The 17068-nt window shown below is 68.4% G+C and carries 17 protein-coding genes; 9 read left to right on the forward strand and 8 right to left on the reverse strand.

Translation table 11 applies throughout. The features are described 5' to 3' along the window. Positions 1-3 precede the first annotated feature (3 nt). From AX750_RS02860 to AX750_RS02875, 4 genes are all read right to left on the reverse strand, one after another. Positions 4-864: a TIGR01459 family HAD-type hydrolase gene (locus tag AX750_RS02860; protein WP_066720340.1), complete on the reverse strand. Its 861-nt coding sequence runs from the start codon at positions 862-864 to the stop codon at positions 4-6. Next, a complete protein-coding gene (locus AX750_RS02865) occupies positions 864-1808 on the reverse strand; it encodes a sugar kinase (RefSeq protein ID WP_066720338.1) in 945 nt (314 codons plus the stop codon). Before AX750_RS02865 ends, AX750_RS02860 begins: the two co-directional genes overlap by 1 nt. Positions 1809-1910: 102 nt before the next feature. Next, complete coding sequence (locus tag AX750_RS02870) at positions 1911-3170, reverse strand: hypothetical protein (protein ID WP_156446525.1); 1260 nt, start codon at positions 3168-3170, stop codon at positions 1911-1913. 99 nt (positions 3171-3269) lie between these two features. Further along, positions 3270-3878 (reverse strand): DUF1134 domain-containing protein, encoded by a 609-nt coding sequence (locus AX750_RS02875; protein WP_066720333.1) that lies wholly within the window; start codon positions 3876-3878, stop codon positions 3270-3272. Positions 3879-4143: 265 nt separating this feature from the next. Here AX750_RS02875 and AX750_RS02880 point away from each other — a divergent pair, with 265 nt between their 5' ends. Next, complete coding sequence (locus AX750_RS02880) at positions 4144-4707, forward strand: YHS domain-containing (seleno)protein (protein ID WP_156446524.1); 564 nt, start codon at positions 4144-4146, stop codon at positions 4705-4707. Positions 4708-4723: 16 nt separating this feature from the next. Here the strand turns inward: AX750_RS02880 and AX750_RS02885 are convergent, their stop codons facing one another. Next, positions 4724-5551, reverse strand: coding sequence for a 3'(2'),5'-bisphosphate nucleotidase CysQ (locus tag AX750_RS02885; RefSeq protein WP_066720327.1), 828 nt, complete (start codon positions 5549-5551; stop codon positions 4724-4726). Between the two features lie 161 nt (positions 5552-5712). Between AX750_RS02885 and AX750_RS02890 the strand changes: the two genes are divergently transcribed. The 6 genes from AX750_RS02890 (at position 5713) to AX750_RS02915 (ending at position 12076) form a co-directional block, all read left to right on the forward strand. Further along, positions 5713-6354, forward strand: coding sequence for a histidine phosphotransferase family protein (locus AX750_RS02890; RefSeq protein WP_066720324.1), 642 nt, complete (start codon positions 5713-5715; stop codon positions 6352-6354). A 101-nt stretch (positions 6355-6455) separates the two neighbouring features. Then, positions 6456-9083, forward strand: coding sequence for a chemotaxis protein CheW (locus tag AX750_RS02895; RefSeq protein ID WP_066720320.1), 2628 nt, complete (start codon positions 6456-6458; stop codon positions 9081-9083). Beyond that, entirely contained in the window at positions 9080-9607 is a 528-nt protein-coding gene (locus AX750_RS02900) for a chemotaxis protein CheW (RefSeq protein ID WP_082735324.1), read from the forward strand. The genes AX750_RS02895 and AX750_RS02900 overlap by 4 nt, the downstream gene beginning before the upstream one ends. A 30-nt stretch (positions 9608-9637) precedes the next feature. Beyond that, entirely contained in the window at positions 9638-10003 is a 366-nt protein-coding gene (locus AX750_RS02905) for a response regulator (protein ID WP_066613758.1), read from the forward strand. A gap of 76 nt (positions 10004-10079) precedes the next feature. Then, positions 10080-11195, forward strand: coding sequence for a chemotaxis-specific protein-glutamate methyltransferase CheB (cheB, locus tag AX750_RS02910; RefSeq protein WP_066720318.1), 1116 nt, complete (start codon positions 10080-10082; stop codon positions 11193-11195). After that, positions 11192-12076 (forward strand): protein-glutamate O-methyltransferase CheR, encoded by an 885-nt coding sequence (locus AX750_RS02915; protein WP_066720315.1) that lies wholly within the window; start codon positions 11192-11194, stop codon positions 12074-12076. Before cheB ends, AX750_RS02915 begins: the two co-directional genes overlap by 4 nt. 152 nt (positions 12077-12228) lie before the next feature. Here the strand turns inward: AX750_RS02915 and AX750_RS02920 are convergent, their stop codons facing one another. Beyond that, a complete protein-coding gene (locus AX750_RS02920; RefSeq protein ID WP_066720312.1) occupies positions 12229-12930 on the reverse strand; it encodes a response regulator transcription factor CtrA in 702 nt (233 codons plus the stop codon). Between the two features lie 409 nt (positions 12931-13339). Then, positions 13340-13561: a hypothetical protein gene (locus AX750_RS02925; protein ID WP_066720309.1), complete on the reverse strand. Its 222-nt coding sequence runs from the start codon at positions 13559-13561 to the stop codon at positions 13340-13342. Between the two features lie 171 nt (positions 13562-13732). Here AX750_RS02925 and fliI point away from each other — a divergent pair, with 171 nt between their 5' ends. Next, positions 13733-15073: a flagellar protein export ATPase FliI gene (gene fliI, locus AX750_RS02930; protein WP_066720306.1), complete on the forward strand. Its 1341-nt coding sequence runs from the start codon at positions 13733-13735 to the stop codon at positions 15071-15073. On the opposite strand, the gene AX750_RS02935 is transcribed toward fliI, so the two are convergent. Continuing rightward, complete coding sequence (locus AX750_RS02935; protein ID WP_066720303.1) at positions 15060-16286, reverse strand: MFS transporter; 1227 nt, start codon at positions 16284-16286, stop codon at positions 15060-15062. The two genes, fliI and AX750_RS02935, sit on opposite strands and share 14 nt — an antisense overlap. A 243-nt stretch (positions 16287-16529) precedes the next feature. Here AX750_RS02935 and fliJ point away from each other — a divergent pair, with 243 nt between their 5' ends. Further along, entirely contained in the window at positions 16530-16934 is a 405-nt protein-coding gene (gene fliJ / locus AX750_RS02940; protein ID WP_066720298.1) for a flagellar export protein FliJ, read from the forward strand. The last annotated feature ends 134 nt before the right edge of the window (positions 16935-17068 follow it).

Raw genomic sequence — 17068 nt, forward strand, 5'->3', positions numbered from 1 at the left:
AACCTACCCCAGCGCCGCCATCGCCGCGATCGGCTTGACCGGGCTCCCCGCCAGCACGGCCGCGAGCCCCGCCGGATCGAGCGCCCCGTCGCGCATGGTCTCGTCGCGGTGGATGCCGCCGGCGATGAAGAGGCTGTCGAAGCCCATCAGCCGCGCGCCGGCGAGATCGGTGCGCACCGCATCGCCGATCACCAGCACCTTCGCGGGATCGACCGGATGGCCGCCGCGGGCCGAGCGGGCCGCTTCCAGGGCGAGGTCATAAGCCGGGCGATAAGGCTTGCCGGCATAGGCGACGTTGCCGCCGAGTTCCTCGTAGATCAGCGCGAGCGAGCCGGCGCAGGGCAAAAGGTCGTGCCCGACATGGACGACGAGATCGGGATTGCCGCAGATGAAGGGCACCCCCCGCGCCGCGAAGCGCTCCAGCAGGGGGCGGTACTGCTCCGGCTGCTCGGTGCGATAGTCGTTGAGCTCGGTGGCGACGACGAGATCGGCCTCGTCCTCGGAGACCAGTTCGACATCGGCGCGGTCGAAGACGGTGCGGTCGCTCTGCCAGCCGATATGGAAGATCTTGCGGTGGTGGCTCTCGGCGACGAGCGAGCGCGTCACGTCGCCGGAGGTAATCAGCCGGTCCCAGGCGCTGCGCGGCACGCGCTTCTTGTCCAGCAGCTCGGCCACCTGCTCGGAGGGGCTCGGCGCGTTGGAGAGCAGCACCACGGCCCCGCCCTGCTCGCGATAGCGCGTCAGCGCCGCGCAGGCCGGCGGCAGCGCCCAGAGCCCGTCATGCACCACGCCCCAGACATCGCTAATCAGCACGTCGTAGCGGGCGAGCAGCGCGCCCGCCTCGTTCAGAACCGGAACGGCCATCAGTTTGCTTTCTTCGCCTCGAGAGCCATCCGTGCCTCGACATCGTCACGGCGCGGCAGGGGCGCCACCGCGCTGAAGCCCTGCGTCGACAGGGCCGCGGCGACATTGGCGTAGGCTCCGGCGGCAAAGGCGTCGCCGGTGCGGATGTATTCGGCGAGGAAGGCCCCGTCATAGCAGTCGCCGGCGCCGGTGGCGTCGATGGCGTCCACCTTGATCGGCACCAGCCGCTCGCGGCGCTCCGGCGTCGCGACCAGCGAGCCCTCATGGCCGAGCGTCAAAGCGACGATCTTCGCGCCGAGCCGCAGATAGAAATCGGCAATGGCGTCGGCATCGCTCAGACCGGTGAGCTGGGTGGCGTCGTCATAGCCCGGCAGCACGATGTCGGCCATGCCGCAGGCGGCGTTGATGATCGCCTTGGCGCGGGTCAGCGGCCAGAGCTTGAGGCGCAGATTGGTGTCATAGGCGGTGGTCACGCCGGCCTCGCGCGCGATCGCAAAGGCCTCGAACACCGCGTCGCAGGCGGAGGCCGAGATCGCCTGGCTGATGCCGGACGCCTGCACGATACGGGCCGAGGCGATCAGGTCCCGCGGCACGTCGCGCGGCCCCATCAGGCTCGCGGCCGAGCCGGCGCGCAGATAGGAGAAGACATGGCCGGACGGGCCGTGATCGACGAAATAGAGCCCGGTCGGCGCGCTTTGATGCGTCGTGACATGGGTATCGTCGACGCCCTCGCGGCGCCAGAGATCGCGGATCGAGCGGCCCGCCATGTCGTCGCCGAGCGCGCCGAGATAGGCCGTCTTCGCACCCTGCCGCGCCGCGGCGATGGCGCAGTTCGAGGTGTCGCCGCCATGGCCGAACTGGAAGGCGCCGCTCTCGGCACGGGTGGCGTTGAACTCGCCCAGCGGCTCGCCGATGCAGAGGAGATCGTAGCGGATGTCAGTCACGGGCGAGGACCATGTCGGCGGGGCTCTGGACGCTGGAGCGCGGGCGCGCCTTCCTAGAGCATGATCGCGGCCGGGGGAACGGCGATTGCGTGGGAAAGCGCGTTACTCCGCCGCCTCGCGCTGCGGCGGCAGGTTCATCAGGCGCTCGGCGACGGCCATGATCTCGCGCCGCAGCGCCGCATTGGCTTCCGGATCGGGGGCTGCTGCTGTCCGACCAGCCTTGCGCGCATCGGCCGCCTCGCGCTGCAGCCTGGCGCGTTCCTCCCGCGACTGCTCCAGCATTCCCTGCAGCGTCTGCAGCTCGGCATGGAGCGTTTCGAGCCGCCCGTCGCGCTCTCCGAGGTCGCGCCGCAGGGCAGCGATGTCCTCGGCGTCGCGTGAAGCCTTCGCCTCCTGCTCGGCCTTCGTCTGCGCCATCTCCCGCTCGATCCCCTGCCTAGCCTCGTGCTCCATCGCATGGGCGGCGATCTCCGCGGCCAGCTGGCTCTCGAGGCGTGCCGCCTCGACGCCGGCGGCCACCGCGCGCGCATCCGCCGCCGCGAGACCCGCCTCCGCCTGCTCGACACGCGCGGCCAACGCATCGGCCCGCAGCCGCTCGCCGTCACGATCCTCGGTCATCGCCGCCAGCGCCGCCTGGCTCGCGGCGTGATCGCGCTCCTTCGCCGCCAGACGGTCGGCGAGGTCAGATGACTTGCCTTCGAGGACAAGAATCTTCGTCCTGTCCTCGACCTGAGCCACCCGAATCTGATCGTAATCCTGCCGCAGCTGCGCCAGCTCACCCTCGCGCTCGGCGAGCAGCGCCTGGGTCCGGCCCAGCGTCTCGCGTTCTCCGGCGAGTTCGGCGACCCTTGCCGCGAGGTCGGCGCCCGTGCCGGTCAAGGAGCTTCGCGTCTCGGCCAGATCACGTTCGAGGCTGGCGAGATCGGCCAGGCGCTGGTCGAGCGTCGCGCGGGTTTCGCCGAGCGCGACAGTTTCGGCCGCGAGGGCCGCCCGGGTCTGCGCCAGATCCGCGCGCGTGGCCTCGAGATCCGTCTCGAGCGCGGCGATCCGCCCGTCGCGCTCGCGAACCACCCCTTCGAGCTCGCCGATCCGCATATCGCGTCGGCCAAGCTCCTGCATCGCTGCGGCCTTCGCCGCGAAGGCACGCTCGGTCTCCTGCTCGGCGCTCCGGGCCTTTAGCGCGAGCTCCGCGCGCAGATGATCGCGGTCGGCCGCGATCTCGCCGAGCGACAGCGGGAAGGCTGCCTCCGCCCGCTTGCGGGCCAGGCGATCGGCCCGGCGGTTCAGCGCCGGCACGATCGACAGGGCGATCAGGCTGGCGCAGAGAAAGCCGAGCGCGACGAGCATGGCAGCTTCGATCAAGGCGAGCGGCTCCACATCCGGGGGATCGTCAGACTAAGGCAAGGCGTCGCAAACCGGAAATCGGTTGTCTCCCATCCGTCGCGCGCCCGCGCCGGTCGCTCAGAACGGGTTCCAGGTCGCCTGCGGCGTGAACTTCAGATAGCCGAGATTGACGCCCAGACGCCAGCCGACGCCGGTGCGGATGGGCACCACCGTGACGCCCTCCGCCGCCAGCGCCGTGAAGCCGAAGCCGCCGATGAAATAGGCCGAGCCATCGACGCCGACGAAACGCTGATAGAGCGCCTCGACCGCGGGCAGCCCATAGACCAGCATCATGGTGCGGGCACCCTCGCCACCGAAGTCGAAGCCGACCGAGGGCCCCTGCCAGAACACCTTGCGGTCTCCGGCATTGCGCGTGAACAGCGTGCCTTCACCATAGCGCAGACCGCCGACAAAGGCGCCGGACGCCTCCTGGCCGAGCACATAGCCGTTGGGCTCGCCCCATCGCCGGACCGCCTCCTCGACCGTCAGGGCGAGCCCGCGGGAGACGTTGCCGAAGAACTGGTGCCCCGAGGTGACGAGTTCGTTCTGGGAAAAGGAGCGGCTCTGGCCATAGGATTGCTGGGCCAGCGCCGGGCCGGCGAGCGGCGCCAGCGGGCCGGCCGGCACGAGCCCGGCGCCGGCGAGCACGAGCCCACCCTTGATCAGGCTGCGACGTGTCGTGGTCATGGGGTGCGATCTCCGGGTGTCGGCTTCCCCGCCCGGTCGGCGGGGACGGCCTTGGTCACGGGTCTCCGACCGCCTGAACGGCCGTGCGGATCAGACCTCTGCGGACCTTGCGTCTTCAACGGAAAAGAAACCGTCTCGCACGATCCGGCGCAATCCGAACCAGTTCGGTAACCACTCTGATACCCCCCAAAGCGTATCCAACCCATGAAGACGCCAGCCAGGGGGCACGTCCACCGGCAGCGATGGAGATCAGGATTTGCCGGTGATGAAGGCTGGAACAAGGCGGGGCCGCGGCGCCCCGTCGACGATCCTCGCGCCGCGAACGGCGTTGGCGCGTGCCATGGCGGCGTTTGCGCTGGTGGCGCTGACGGCTCTGCCGGCTGAAGCGAGCGCGGCTTCGGGCCGGCTTCCTGCGGGTCTGCCGGACCTGCCCGTCCTGAATGACGGCGTGCTGCACGATGTTCGCTCCGGCCTCGCCCTACGCGGCTACGATCCGATCGCCTACCGCCTGGAGGGACATGCGGTCGCCGGCGACCGCGCCTACGAGATCGTCCATGACGGGGCGGTCTGGCGCTTCGTCTCGGCGGCCAACCGCGATGCCTTCCGCGACGCCCCCGAAATCTATGCGCCCGCCTTCTCCGGCTATGATGCGGCAGCGGTGGCGGACGGCCGCGCCGTCGAGATTGACCCGCGCGAATTCGCCATTGTCGGCTCGCGTCTGTTTCTCTTCCGGACGGCGGAGAACCGCCAGCGCTTCCTCGCCGATGCGCAGCTGAGAAACCGGGCGGACGGCCGCTGGAGCAGCGTGGCGCAAAGCCTCGTCCGCTGAGACACCGCGTCTGCCGTCAGACGGCCGCCAGCGCGCGACGCGCCAGAGCCTCGCTGGAGGCCGCGACGAAGGGCGGATTGCGGAACCCGCGCGCGACCAGGCCATAGCGCGGCAGATTGCCGTCGAGCCCCAGCACCACACCGCCCGCCGCTGTCAGGATCGCGTCGCCGGCAGCGATATCCCACTCCATGGTCTGGCCGCCGCGCACATGCAGATCGGCCTCGCCCGAAGCGATCATCCCGAACTTCACGGCCGAGGACATCGGCAATGTCGCGGCGGAGCCGAGCGCACGGGCGACGCCGTCGCTCATCGCGTCGCCATGGAAACGGCTCACCAGCGTCGTCGGGCCCGACGGCGGCAGCGGCCGCACCGCGATGGCTTGCGCACCATCCTGCGGCGTCCCATCGGCTGACATGGCCTGCACGAAGGCGCTCTCCCCCGCGAACCAGACCCGGCCGCCGGCAGGCGCGGCGATCGCACCGGCCACCGGTCGGTCGCCACGCACCAGAGCGATCGCGACGCAGTAGCTGTCTCCGCCGGCAAGGAACTCGCGCGTGCCGTCCAGCGGATCGAGCAGGATGAACAGGGGCGCCGGCGCGACCTCACCCACGCTCTCCTCGCTGATGACCGGAATGTCTGGCAGCAGCCGTGCCAGCGCTGCCTTGGCTGTGTGGTCGGCGGCCAGATCGGCCGAGCAGACGGGCGAGCCGTCGGGCTTGATCTTCACGTCGCGGGCCGCCCGCATCGCCAGAAGCACAGCTCCGCTCAGCCGTGCCGCCTCGGCGAGCCGGCGGGCCACCTCGTCGAGATCCGTCAGGCGCGGATCGTCGCGATTGGGCTCCATTCGATCGGAAGACGCGGGCGCCGTCACGCGCGCCGCCGTTCTGGCCGACGGATCTGGATACCGGGACTTAACCACATGAAAACCAAGATACCACCATATCTCATCGAACGGCGAGCCGTTTGCCCGCTGCGACCGGCAGCATTGACCCCAGGACACACCCCATGACCGCCATCTCGCTCGAGCCGCTCGATCTGGCCGCGCTTCTCTGCAGCCGTGTCTGCCATGACGTGATCAGCCCGGTGGGTGCCATTGTCAACGCGCTGGAGGTTCTGGAGGAAGACGACCCCTCGATGCGCGACTTCGCGCTCGAGCTGATAAAGAAGAGTGCTCGCAACGCTTCCTCGCGCCTGCAGTTCGCGCGCCTCGCCTTCGGAGCCGCCGGCTCGGCCGGCGCCATGATCGATCTCGGCGATGCGGGCAATGTCGCCAACGGATTCCTCAACGACGAGAAGCTCTCGCTCGACTGGGAGGCTCCCCGCGCCCTGCTGCCGAAGAACCAGGTCAAGCTCCTGCTCAACCTGCTGATCATCGCGACTCAGGCGGTCCCGCGCGGCGGCAAGCTGGTGTCGCGTGCGACGGTCGAGGGCGAGCAGGGCAGCTTCACGATCACCGCCAGCGGCTCGCATGCCCGCATTCCGGCCCATGTCGAGGAGCTGATCGCCGGCCGTTCCGAGACGGGCACGATCGATGCGCATGCCGTTCAGCCGCTCTACACCGGCATGGTCGCCAAGGCCGCCGGCATGTCGATCGCCTTCGGCATCGAGGGCGACACCGTGACCATTACCGCGACCAAGGCGGAATAAAGCGCGATCGGGCGCGCTTTCGGCTCGATCTCAACCGATCATCAACCCTTCTGATGCTTAGCTGTTGTCGTGTGTTGTCGCGTTGAGTGGTGGTCCCCTGCATGGACGACTTGCTGCAAGAGTTCCTGACCGAGACGGGCGAGAATCTCGACACCGTCGATCGGGAACTCGTGCGTTTCGAGCAGGAGCCGAATAATCGCGAGATTCTCGCGAACATTTTCCGCCTCGTGCACACGGTCAAGGGCACCTGCGGTTTCATCGGGCTGCCGCGCCTGGAGGCGCTGACCCATGCCGCGGAAACGCTGATCGGGCAGTTCCGCGACGGTGCCAATGTCAGCGCGATCGCGGTCACGGCGGTGCTCGAGACGATCGACCGCGTCAAGGACATCCTCTCCGAACTGGCCGAGAAGGGCGAGGAGCCGGCGGGCTCCGACGAGAACCTCATCAGGGAACTCGGCATTCTCGCAGACCATGCCCGCGGCCAGTTGCGGCAGGCCGAAGCGGCCGTTCCCTCCGGCACCGACCCGGTTGCCGCCTATCTGGCACGCCATGCGCAGCCGGAAAACGTCCCTCCGACTGAGGATGGGCTCGACCTCGTCTTTCGCGCCGCGCCCGAGCCGCAGCGCGGGCCCGACGGGCGCATCGAGACGCTGGCCACCTCCGCGAACGAGGAAACCGGCGCCCGCGAGAGCCGTTCACCGGGCCCGGCCACGCTGCGCGTGAATGTCGACACCATCGAACACCTGATGACGATGGTGTCCGAGCTGGTGCTGACGCGCAATCAGTTGCTCGAGATCGCCCGCAAGCAGGACGACAACGGGCTGAAAGGCCCGCTCCAGCGCCTCTCGCTGATCACTGCCGAGTTGCAGGACGGCGTCATGAAGACGCGAATGCAGCCGATCGGCAACGCGTGGTCGAAGCTGCCGCGGATCGTGCGCGACCTCGGCGCCGAACTGGGCAAGCGGATCGAACTCATCACCGAAGGCGCCGACACCGAACTCGACCGGCAGATCCTCGATCTGATCAAGGACCCGCTGATCCACATGGTCCGAAACTGCGCCGATCACGCGATCGAGCAGCCGGCCGAGCGGCGCGCCCTCGGCAAGCCCGACCATGGCACCATCCGCCTCGCCGCCTATCACGAGGGTGGCTCGGTCACCATCGCCGTCGCGGATGACGGGCGCGGTCTCGACATCGAGCGCATCCGCCGCAAGGCGATCCGGCAAGGGCTTGCGAGCGAGGCCGAGATCGAGCGGATGAGCGACGCCCAGGTCAGCCGCTTCATTTTCCATCCGGGTTTTTCGACCGCCGACAGCATCACGGCGATCTCGGGCCGCGGCGTCGGCATGGATGTGGTCAAGGTCAATGTGGACGCGATCGGCGGCCTGATCGACATCGTCAGCAAGCCCGGCCAAGGCACCACGATCACGATCAAGATTCCGCTCACGCTGGCGATCGTCGCCGCCCTGATCGTCGTGGCGGGTGAACAGCGCTTCGCCATCCCGCAGATCGTCGTGCGCGAGCTGGTGCGGGTGAAATCCGGCGCGGATCACCGCATCGAGGACATCAACGGCGCCCCGATCCTGCGGCTGCGCGGCCGGCTGCTACCAGTCATCGCGCTCTCGGCGCTGATGGGAACCGCAGAGCCGAGCTTCGACGACGGCTTCATCGTCGTCACCCAGATTGGCGAGCGCCAGTTCGGCATCCTCGTCGACGGCGTCTTCCATACCGAGGAAATCGTCGTCAAGCCAATGTCGAGCAAGCTGCGGCATATCCCGCTCTTCTCGGGCAACACCATTCTCGGCGACGGCGCGGTTGTGCTCATCGTCGACCCCAATGGCGTCGCCGGCCTGGTCGGCGGCACTGCTGCCGGGGAGGCCTTCCATGTGGACGCGCCATCCACCGCCGCTCCCGTCGTCGACAAGACCACGATGCTCGTCTTCCGCACCGGGGCCGAAGGCCTGCGTGCCGTCCCGCTCTCGCTGGTCACCCGGCTTGAGGAGGTCGATGCCGCGCTGTTCGAGCATGGCAGCGGCCGAACCCTGCTGCACTACCGCAACCGCCTGATTCCAGTCGTCCCGGTGGCGGAGACCCGACTGCGGCAGGAGGGTCTTCAGCCCCTGGTGATCATTTCCGATGCCGACATGACCGTCGCGCTCGCCGTCGATGCCATCGTCGACATCGTCGACGAGGTGCTAGACATCGAGATGGCCGCCATCCAGGATCGCGGTATCGTCGGCTCGGCCATGATCCGCGGCCGCGCGACCGACATCATCGATCTCGCCCATTATCTGCCGATGAACGAGCGCGGCTGGCGGCCATCGGGCGTGGGCTCCGCGGAGCGCGCGGCCGGGGCCGACATTCTGCTCGTCGAGCCCTCGCGCTTCCTGCGCGACATGCTGACGCCGGTTCTCAAGGCGTCCGGCCATCATGTCGTCTTCGCCTCCGACTTTACGGCCGCCCGTCAGGAGCTGGCGAGTGAGGCGATCGCCATGGTGCTGATCGATCTCGACGGTAACATCGACGGTGCCTTCGCCTTCGCTGCCTCGCTGCGCGACACCGCCGCTGGCAATCGACTGCGCCTGATCGGCATGACCACTCTGGTGACTCCCGATCTTCACATGCGGGCGGGTCAGGCCCGCCTCGACGAGGTCATCGCCAAATTCGACCGCCGGGCCCTGCTCGGCGAGCTGGCGGACCGGCGGCCCGGTCTGAGGGAGGCGGCATGATCCCCGGCCGGAACGAAACCCCGGAACGCGAGGACGCGCGCAACCCGGCGGAGCCGTCGGTGACGGCCTTTGACTCGCTCGACTATGTGACGGTGCGCATCGGCGACCAGCTCCTCGGGCTGCCGATCGGGCGCGTCCATGACGTCTTCATCACCAACCGCATCACGGTGGTGCCGCGCGCACCCAAGGAAATCATCGGTCTCCTCAATCTGCGCGGGCGCATCGTCACCGCCGTCTGCCTCCGGCGGCGGCTGGGGCGCCCGGTCACCTTCAGGCAAGATCGCGAGGGCAAACAGGAACTCGTCGCGGTCGGAATCGACCACGAGGGCGAGGCCTACGCCCTCATCGTCGATGCCGTGGGAGAGGTGATGCGCTTGGACCAGTCGACCTTCGAGCCCGTTCCCGTGCATCTCGACCGGGGCTGGGCCGCGCTGGCCACCGGCGTTCACCGCCTCGAAGACCGGCTTCTCGTCGTTCTCGACGTCGATGCCATCCTCGCAATCGAGCTGGACGCGGCGGCCTGAAGCGCCACCGCACCGATTTGGAGACCCGCCATGAAATACTGTCTCGTCGTTGACGACTCCGCGGTGATCCGCAAGGTCGCGCGGCGCATCCTCGAAGGCCTGCAGTTCCGCATCGCGGAAGCCGAGGACGGCGCCCGTGCCATCGACGCCTGCAAGGGCGAGATGCCCGATGCCGTGCTGCTCGACTGGAACATGCCGATCATGGACGGCTACGACTTCCTGCGCACACTGCGCCAGATGCCGGGCGGGCGCCGCCCGAAGGTCGTCTTCTGCACGACCGAGAACGACATCGCCCATATCGCGCGGGCGATGCATGCCGGGGCCGACGAATACATCATGAAGCCGTTCGACAAGGAGATCGTCGCCTCCAAATTCCACCAGGTCGGACTGCTTTGAGCCATTCGCGACAGCCTGAGAAGATGATGGCCGCCGCCCCGCGCCGGGGTGACGCGACGCATCCGGAGGCTGTCGGATGAACAAGCTGTCCCCCATGGGCCTGCAGCCGCCCGGCCGCCACAAGACGGTGGTAATCGCCGACGACTCGGTCGTCGTGCGCGGGCTGTTCGCACGCTGGCTCGGGGAAAGCGGCCAGTTTCACCTCGTCGCCGTGGCGGGCGACGGCGAGACGGCGGTGGCACATGCCGGGCGCTTCAAGCCCGACGTCATGGTGCTCGATCTCGATATGCCGGGCGTCGACGGCGCGACCGCCCTGCCGCAGATTCTCAAGGAAAGCCCGCATACCGGTGTGCTGCTCGCCACGACACTGAATGAGCGCAACACGCGCATCGCGCTGGAATGCATGACCAAGGGCGCGATGGACGTCGTCTCGAAGCCTGACAGTCGCAGCGGCCTGACTCTCTCCCTCGACTTCCGCAGCGAGTTCCTGCTGAAACTCGGCAATGTCGCGCAGGCGAGGTTGCGCCCCGGAGCCCTGCCCTTCGAGCACGAGGTCGACTTCGCGCCGGCCGCGCCGACGAGCCTGCGCCAATTCGTCTCCACCGTCCCGCGCTACCTCGTCATCGGCGCCTCCACCGGCGGCCCGCGCGCCGTGGCGCGGGTACTCTTCGACATCGGCGACGCCCTGCATGACCTGACGACGGTCGTGGTTCAGCACATGCCGCCCGTCTTCACGGCCTCCTTCGCCGAGCAGATCGCGAGCTATATCGGCATCCCGGCGCGCGAGCCCTTCGACGGCGAACGCCTTGTCCGCGGCACGATCTATATCGCGCCGGGCGGCCGCCATCTCGGCATCGACCGGCGCCTCGGCCACATCACCGCCGCGATCGGCGACGGCCCACCGGTCCGCTTCTGCCGGCCGGCGGTGGATGTGCTCTTCAACGATGCCGCACGCCATCTCGGCTCGGCCGCTCTGGGGCTCGTGCTGACAGGCATGGGCTCGGACGGCACGGAGGGCGCCGGGGCGCTGCGCCGTGCGGGCGCCGCCGTCATCGCACAGGACGAGCAGAGCAGCACGATCTGGGGCATGCCCGGCTCCGTCGTTCGAGCCCAGCAGGCCTCCGCCGTGATCCCGCTCGACGATATCGGCCCCGCCATCCGTAGCCTCGTGAAGACGGGGCAGCCCTTATGACGGAAGCCGATTTCGCCTTCCTGCGGCAGCTCTTGCTTCTCCGCTCCGGCCTCGCACTGAGCCCGGACAAGCGCTATCTGGCCGAAAGCCGTCTCGGCATCCTCTGCCGCCGACGCGGCATCGAGGGTCTCGCGCAGCTCATCCAGGCCCTGCGCTTCGGGGCGGACCCCACGCTCGAGCATGCCGTCGTCGAGGCGATGACGACCAACGAGACCCTGTTCTTCCGCGATCACACGCCCTTCGAGCTGTTCCGCGACGTGATCCTGCCCGAGCGGCTCGAGGCGAATGCGGGCCACCGCTCCCTGCGCATCTGGTGCGCTGCCGTCTCCACCGGCCAGGAGGCCTATTCGATCGCCATGATCCTGGACGAGATGGCGCCGCGCCTCGCGGGCTGGAAAATCCAGATCGTGGGCACCGACATCTCCGGCGAGGTGCTGGACCGGGCCCGCAAGGGGCTCTACAGCCAGTTCGAGATCCAGCGCGGCCTGCCGATCCAAATGCTGCTGAAGCACTTCTACCAGGAAGGCGACAAATGGCGGATTTCGGAGAAGCTGCGCGGCATGGTCGAGCTCCGCCAGCATAATCTGCTCGAGCCGAGCGGCCATCTCGGCCAGTTCGATGTCATTTTCTGTCGCAACGTGCTGATCTATTTCGACGTCCCGACCAAGGCCAGAGTCCTGGACGGCCTGGCGCCTCGCTTGCTGCCGCAGGGCGCACTGCTGCTCGGCGCGGCCGAAACAGTGATCGGGATCTCGACATCGATCGTGCCGGACCGCCAGCACCGTGGCGTCTATCGCGGCCAGCATTCGGTCCATGCCCAGCCGGCAGGTCTCGGCCTCCCGCTGGAACCCATCCGCGCCGCAGTCGGCCTGCGCCACTGAGGGCGTCGCGGGCCCCGCGATAGCCGCCCTTTCTTGACACCGACAAACAAAAACCCCGCCTTCCGGCGGGGTCCCCGTCAGCCTGTCGTGTACATCCGACGACCAGGCTGGGTCTAACATGGAGGCGTTTCGTGACCGCCTTGTGACGGCGGTCAGGCCGGAATGCGTTCCTCGTTCTCGGAGGGCTCGCGCAGCACATAGCCGCGGCCCCAGACCGTCTCGATGTAGTTCTTGCCGTCCGAAGCGTTGGCGAGCTTCTTGCGGAGCTTGCAGATGAAGACGTCGATGATCTTCAGCTCGGGCTCGTCCATGCCGCCATAAAGGTGGTTCAGGAACATTTCCTTGGTCAGCGTCGTGCCCTTGCGGAGCGAGAGCAGCTCCAGCATCTGGTATTCCTTGCCGGTCAGGTGGACGCGGGCGGAATCCACCTCGACGGTCTTGGTGTCGAGGTTGACGACGAGATCGCCCGTCGTGATCACCGACTGGGCGTGGCCCTTCGAACGGCGGACGATGGCGTGGATGCGAGCGACCAGCTCGTCCTTGTGGAACGGCTTGGTCAGGTAGTCGTCGGCGCCGAAGCCGAGGCCCTTCACCTTGTCCTCGATGCCGGCGAGGCCGGAGAGGATCAGGATCGGTGTCTTGACCTTCGCGACGCGCAGGCTGCGGAGAACCTCGTAGCCGGACATGTCGGGCAGGTTCAGGTCGAGGAGGATGATGTCGTAATCGTAGAGCTTGCCGAGATCGACGCCCTCTTCGCCGAGATCCGTCGTATAGACGTTGAAGCTCTCGGATTTGAGCATCAGCTCGATCGACTGGGCGGTCGCGCTATCGTCCTCGATGAGCAGAACCCGCATGTCCACGTCCCCAATTTCGCCCGCAGGCAAGCTGACCGCTCTTCTCGTCCGAACCCCCACGGCTCAGGACGACGACGTACTTGCCCGTTGAAACGCCACGCGACACGCTACGAGGAAATGGTTAACAAACCGTGATTCCCGTGCGCAAGCGCTTCCTGGGAGAACGCCGCCGATCCTTGTCGAGGTGAGTCGAATTTGACACGGATCGTGACGCTGTTCGCCCGCGAAAGTCGCTTTCGCGGAGACCGTGCCGCACGTCGGGCCGGAAAGGCTCACTCGGCGTGACGCGGTCTCGAAACACAGTGTTAATCGGCCGGCTTAATGAAGGGTAAACGCATCCCGTCGCTTGCAAGGTTTCGCACAGGCCTGGCGCGGTTTCATGGCGGGCGAGGAGAGCAAGACGCCGCTGTCAGGACCGGCTTTGGTAATAAAGTCCCGTGAGGTAGCCGGAGCCCAGCGCCAGCAGATGGCCGCCCAGGACAAAGAAGCCGAAGATGTCGACCTCGCCCAACAGCACCCAGGAAGCGAACAGCAGCAGGATCGCGAGCATCAGCAGCAGCGCGCGATAGGTCCCGTCGGGAAAGAGCCCGGCACAGGCCCCGAGTGTGAACAAGGCGAGCGCGAGGATCATCGGCCGGTCCGGTGTGAGACCCGCCCGGCCTAGGAGCCCGCCCCTTTCCACGTGGTTGTGTTTCCACAGACAATCCGATTCAAATCCTCCTCATCGGATGCGCCGCATCCGACCGTCACCGGACGGCGCAGCGGTTGCCGCCAGTCCGGCGAGAGATTAACCGGGACGCGCATGAACAGCCCCGCCCATGGACAGGATCGGCTCTCCGGGCTCGCCGCCGCGATCGCGGCGCTCGATCCCGTCATCGTCTATGGTCGCGTCAACGCCGTGCGCGGACTGCTGGTCGAGGTGGCGGGGCCGATCGGGGCGATGAGCCTCGGCGGGCGCGTCGGCATCGAGATCGCGCCCGGCAGCCGCGTGCCCTGTGAGGTCATCGGCTTCTCGGGCGACCGCGCCTTGGTCATGCCCTTCGGCGGGCTCGACGGGGTGCGCCGCGGCTGCCCGGTCTATATCGACAAGGCGGCGCCGGGCCTCAAGCCCACGCCGGCCTGGCTCGGCCGCGTCGTCGATGCGCTCGGGCGCCCGGTCGATGGCGGGCCGCCTCTGCCGCAGGGCGAGGAACTCTACACCTTCCGCAACGACCCGCCGCCGGCGCATTCGCGACGACGTGTCGGCCGACCGCTCGATCTCGGCGTGCGCGCGCTCAACGCCTTCCTGACCTGCTGCCTCGGCCAGCGCATGGGCATCTTCGCCGGCTCCGGCGTCGGCAAATCGGTGCTGCTGTCGATGCTCGCGCGCTATGCCCGCGCCGACGTCAACGTCATCGGCCTCGTCGGCGAGCGCGGCCGCGAGGTGCAGGAGTTCCTGCAGGACGATCTCGGCCCCGAAGGCCTCGCGCGCTCGGTCGTCGTCGTCGCGACCTCCGACGAGCCGGCCCTCATGCGCAAGCAGGCCGCGCTGACGACCCTGACCCTCTCGGAGTATTTCCGCGACCAGGGCCGGCAGGTCATGTGCCTGATGGATTCGGTCACGCGCTTCGCCATGGCGATGCGCGAGATCGGGCTCGCCGCCGGCGAACCACCGACCACGAAGGGATATACGCCGACCGTCTTCGCCGAACTGCCGCGCCTGCTCGAGCGCGCCGGCCCAGGCGTCGGCGACGGCGCCATCACCGGGCTCTTCACCGTCCTCGTCGATGGCGGCGACCATGACGAGCCGGTGGCCGACGCCGTGCGCGGCATCCTCGACGGGCATATCGTGATGGAGCGCTCCATCGCCGAGCGCGGCCGCTTCCCGGCGATCAACATCCTGAAATCCGTCTCGCGCACCATGCCGCGCTCCTGCGACCCGGCCTTCTATCCGGTCGTGCAGAAGGCCCGCGCCACACTCGCGACCTATGCGGACATGGAGGAGCTGATCCGCCTCGGCGCCTATCGCCAGGGCGCCTCGGCCGAGGTCGACGAGGCGATCCGGCTGAACCCCGCGCTCGAGGGCTTTCTCAAGCAGGCCAAGGACGACGCGACGCCGCTGCCCGAATGCTATGCGAGGCTCGCCGCGATCATGAACGGCTGAGGCCGCGGCCGCCCGCGAGCAGCCGGAACAGCAGCAGCATCGCCACGACGCCGAGCGCCTGGATCGCGGCAGCGGCGACCAGCGCCTTGTCGCGCCCGAGATGCTCGATCATCGCGGCGAAGAGCAGCGGCGCCGCCGCGAAGGCGAGATTCTGCGGCACCGTCAGCCTTCCCATCAGCGTGCCATAGGCCTGGCGGCCGAACAGCGCGAGCGGCAGCGTCGCCCGGGCCACCGAGATCACGCCCATCGCGGCGCTGAAGCAGAGCACGAAGCCGCTCGCGACCAGCGACGTACCTGGCAGCAGCACCAGCATCAGGCAGGCGAGCGGGCCGAGCACCAACCCTGCAAACGCCGTGCGCTCCACCGGCAGCCGCTCGCCCAGCACGGCGTCGACGAGCCGCGCCAGCAGCGTCGCCGGCCCACTCAGCGCCGCGATGGCGACAGCCTCGGTCGCGCCGATCCCCGCATTGCGCAAGAGATCGATCAGATGCAGCGGCAGGCCCCAGGAGACGAGCCCGCTGGCGGAGAAGATCGCCGCGACGAGCCAGAAGGCCGTGCGCCGATCAGGCGGCGCGACGCGCGCCTCGTCCGCGCGGGCCGCGTTGGCCGCCGGCGCCGCGGCCTCGGCCGCACCCTGCCGATAGCGGGGAACAGTGGCATAGATCGGCAGCACGATCAGGATCTGCAGCGTCGCGAAGACCAGCCAGGTCGTCCGCCAGCCGAAGCTGGCGGAGAGGGCGGCGGTGAGCGGCCAGAACACGGTCGAGGACAGGCCCGTCGCCAGCATCATCAGCCCGATCACCCGCCGCGCCCGCGGGCCGACCAGATGCGCGATGGTGACGCCGCCGACATTGGCCAGCGAGAAGGCATGGCCGATGCCGATCACGACCCAGCTCGCGAGATAGCTGACGAGCCCTTGCGCGAAACCGAGCAGGGCGAGTCCGAGCGCGCAGAACAGCGCGCCGAGGCACATCGCGCCGCGGGTTCCGGCCCGGTCGAGATGGCGGCCGATCGCCGGCGCCAGCGCCGCCCCCGTCAGGAGCAGCAGCGTGATGCCGCCGAAGACGGTGGTGACGTCGAGGGCGAGATCGCGCTCGATGTCGCGCGCCACCACCGAAAGCGCATAGAAGGTCGTGCCCCAGCCGATGATGCGGGTGACGACGAGGCCGCCGATCAGCAGGCTATGCTCGGGAAGGCGCGGAAGGGCGGGCAAGGCGGGCGATCCCGGGGGCAGAGGCGGGCGCGGGGAGCGCCCCGGAGACCCCGCTACTATCCCCTGCCGCCGCCCTGCGTCAGCAGCGGGCGCGCACGCTGGCCATGCAGCGAATGCGAGGCTTTCCGGTAAGGAACGGTCAACCTCCTTGCGCCATTGTGCTTTTTGTCTCGCGGCAGGAGTTCCGGGCGGGCGCCGAGGGGTCGGCGCGCGCCCCATGCGTGATCAGGAGTTGGAAACGACATGAAGTCGCGAGACACATTGCTGCGTCTCAAGCGCTTCCAGGTGGACGAAAAGCGCCGCCGGGTAAGCCAGATCGAGATGATGATCGCGGATTTCCACCGCATGGCGAGCGATCTGGATCGCGAGATCCAGAGCGAGGAAGCCCGGGCCGGCATCTCCGACCCCGCCCATTTCGCCTACCCGACCTATGCCAAGGCGGCGCTGGGCCGCCGCGACAATCTCCGCCAGTCCGCCGACAATCTGAAGGGCCAGCTCGAGGAGGCCAAGGCCGAACTCCAGGAGGCCTTCGAGGACATGAAGAAGGTCGAGATCCTCGACGACCGCGAAAAGGCGACCGAGCGCGCCGCCGAAGCCGCCCGCGACCAGGCGATGATGGACTCGATCGGCCTGCGCCCGAGGGCGTGAGCGGCGGTTGAGGGTGTGAATTTGAAAGGCCCGCCGGGACGTCCGGCGGGCCTTTATTGTTGGGCTTAAGGGGTGGCGCGGGTCGTGTCCCTGCTGGTGGTGTAGCTTCGCAGAGCCACCGCGTGCCGGCTTTG

Source organism: Methylobacterium sp. CCH7-A2, assembly GCF_001557075.1.
Classification (GTDB): Bacteria; Pseudomonadota; Alphaproteobacteria; order Rhizobiales; family Beijerinckiaceae; genus Allobosea; species Allobosea massiliensis.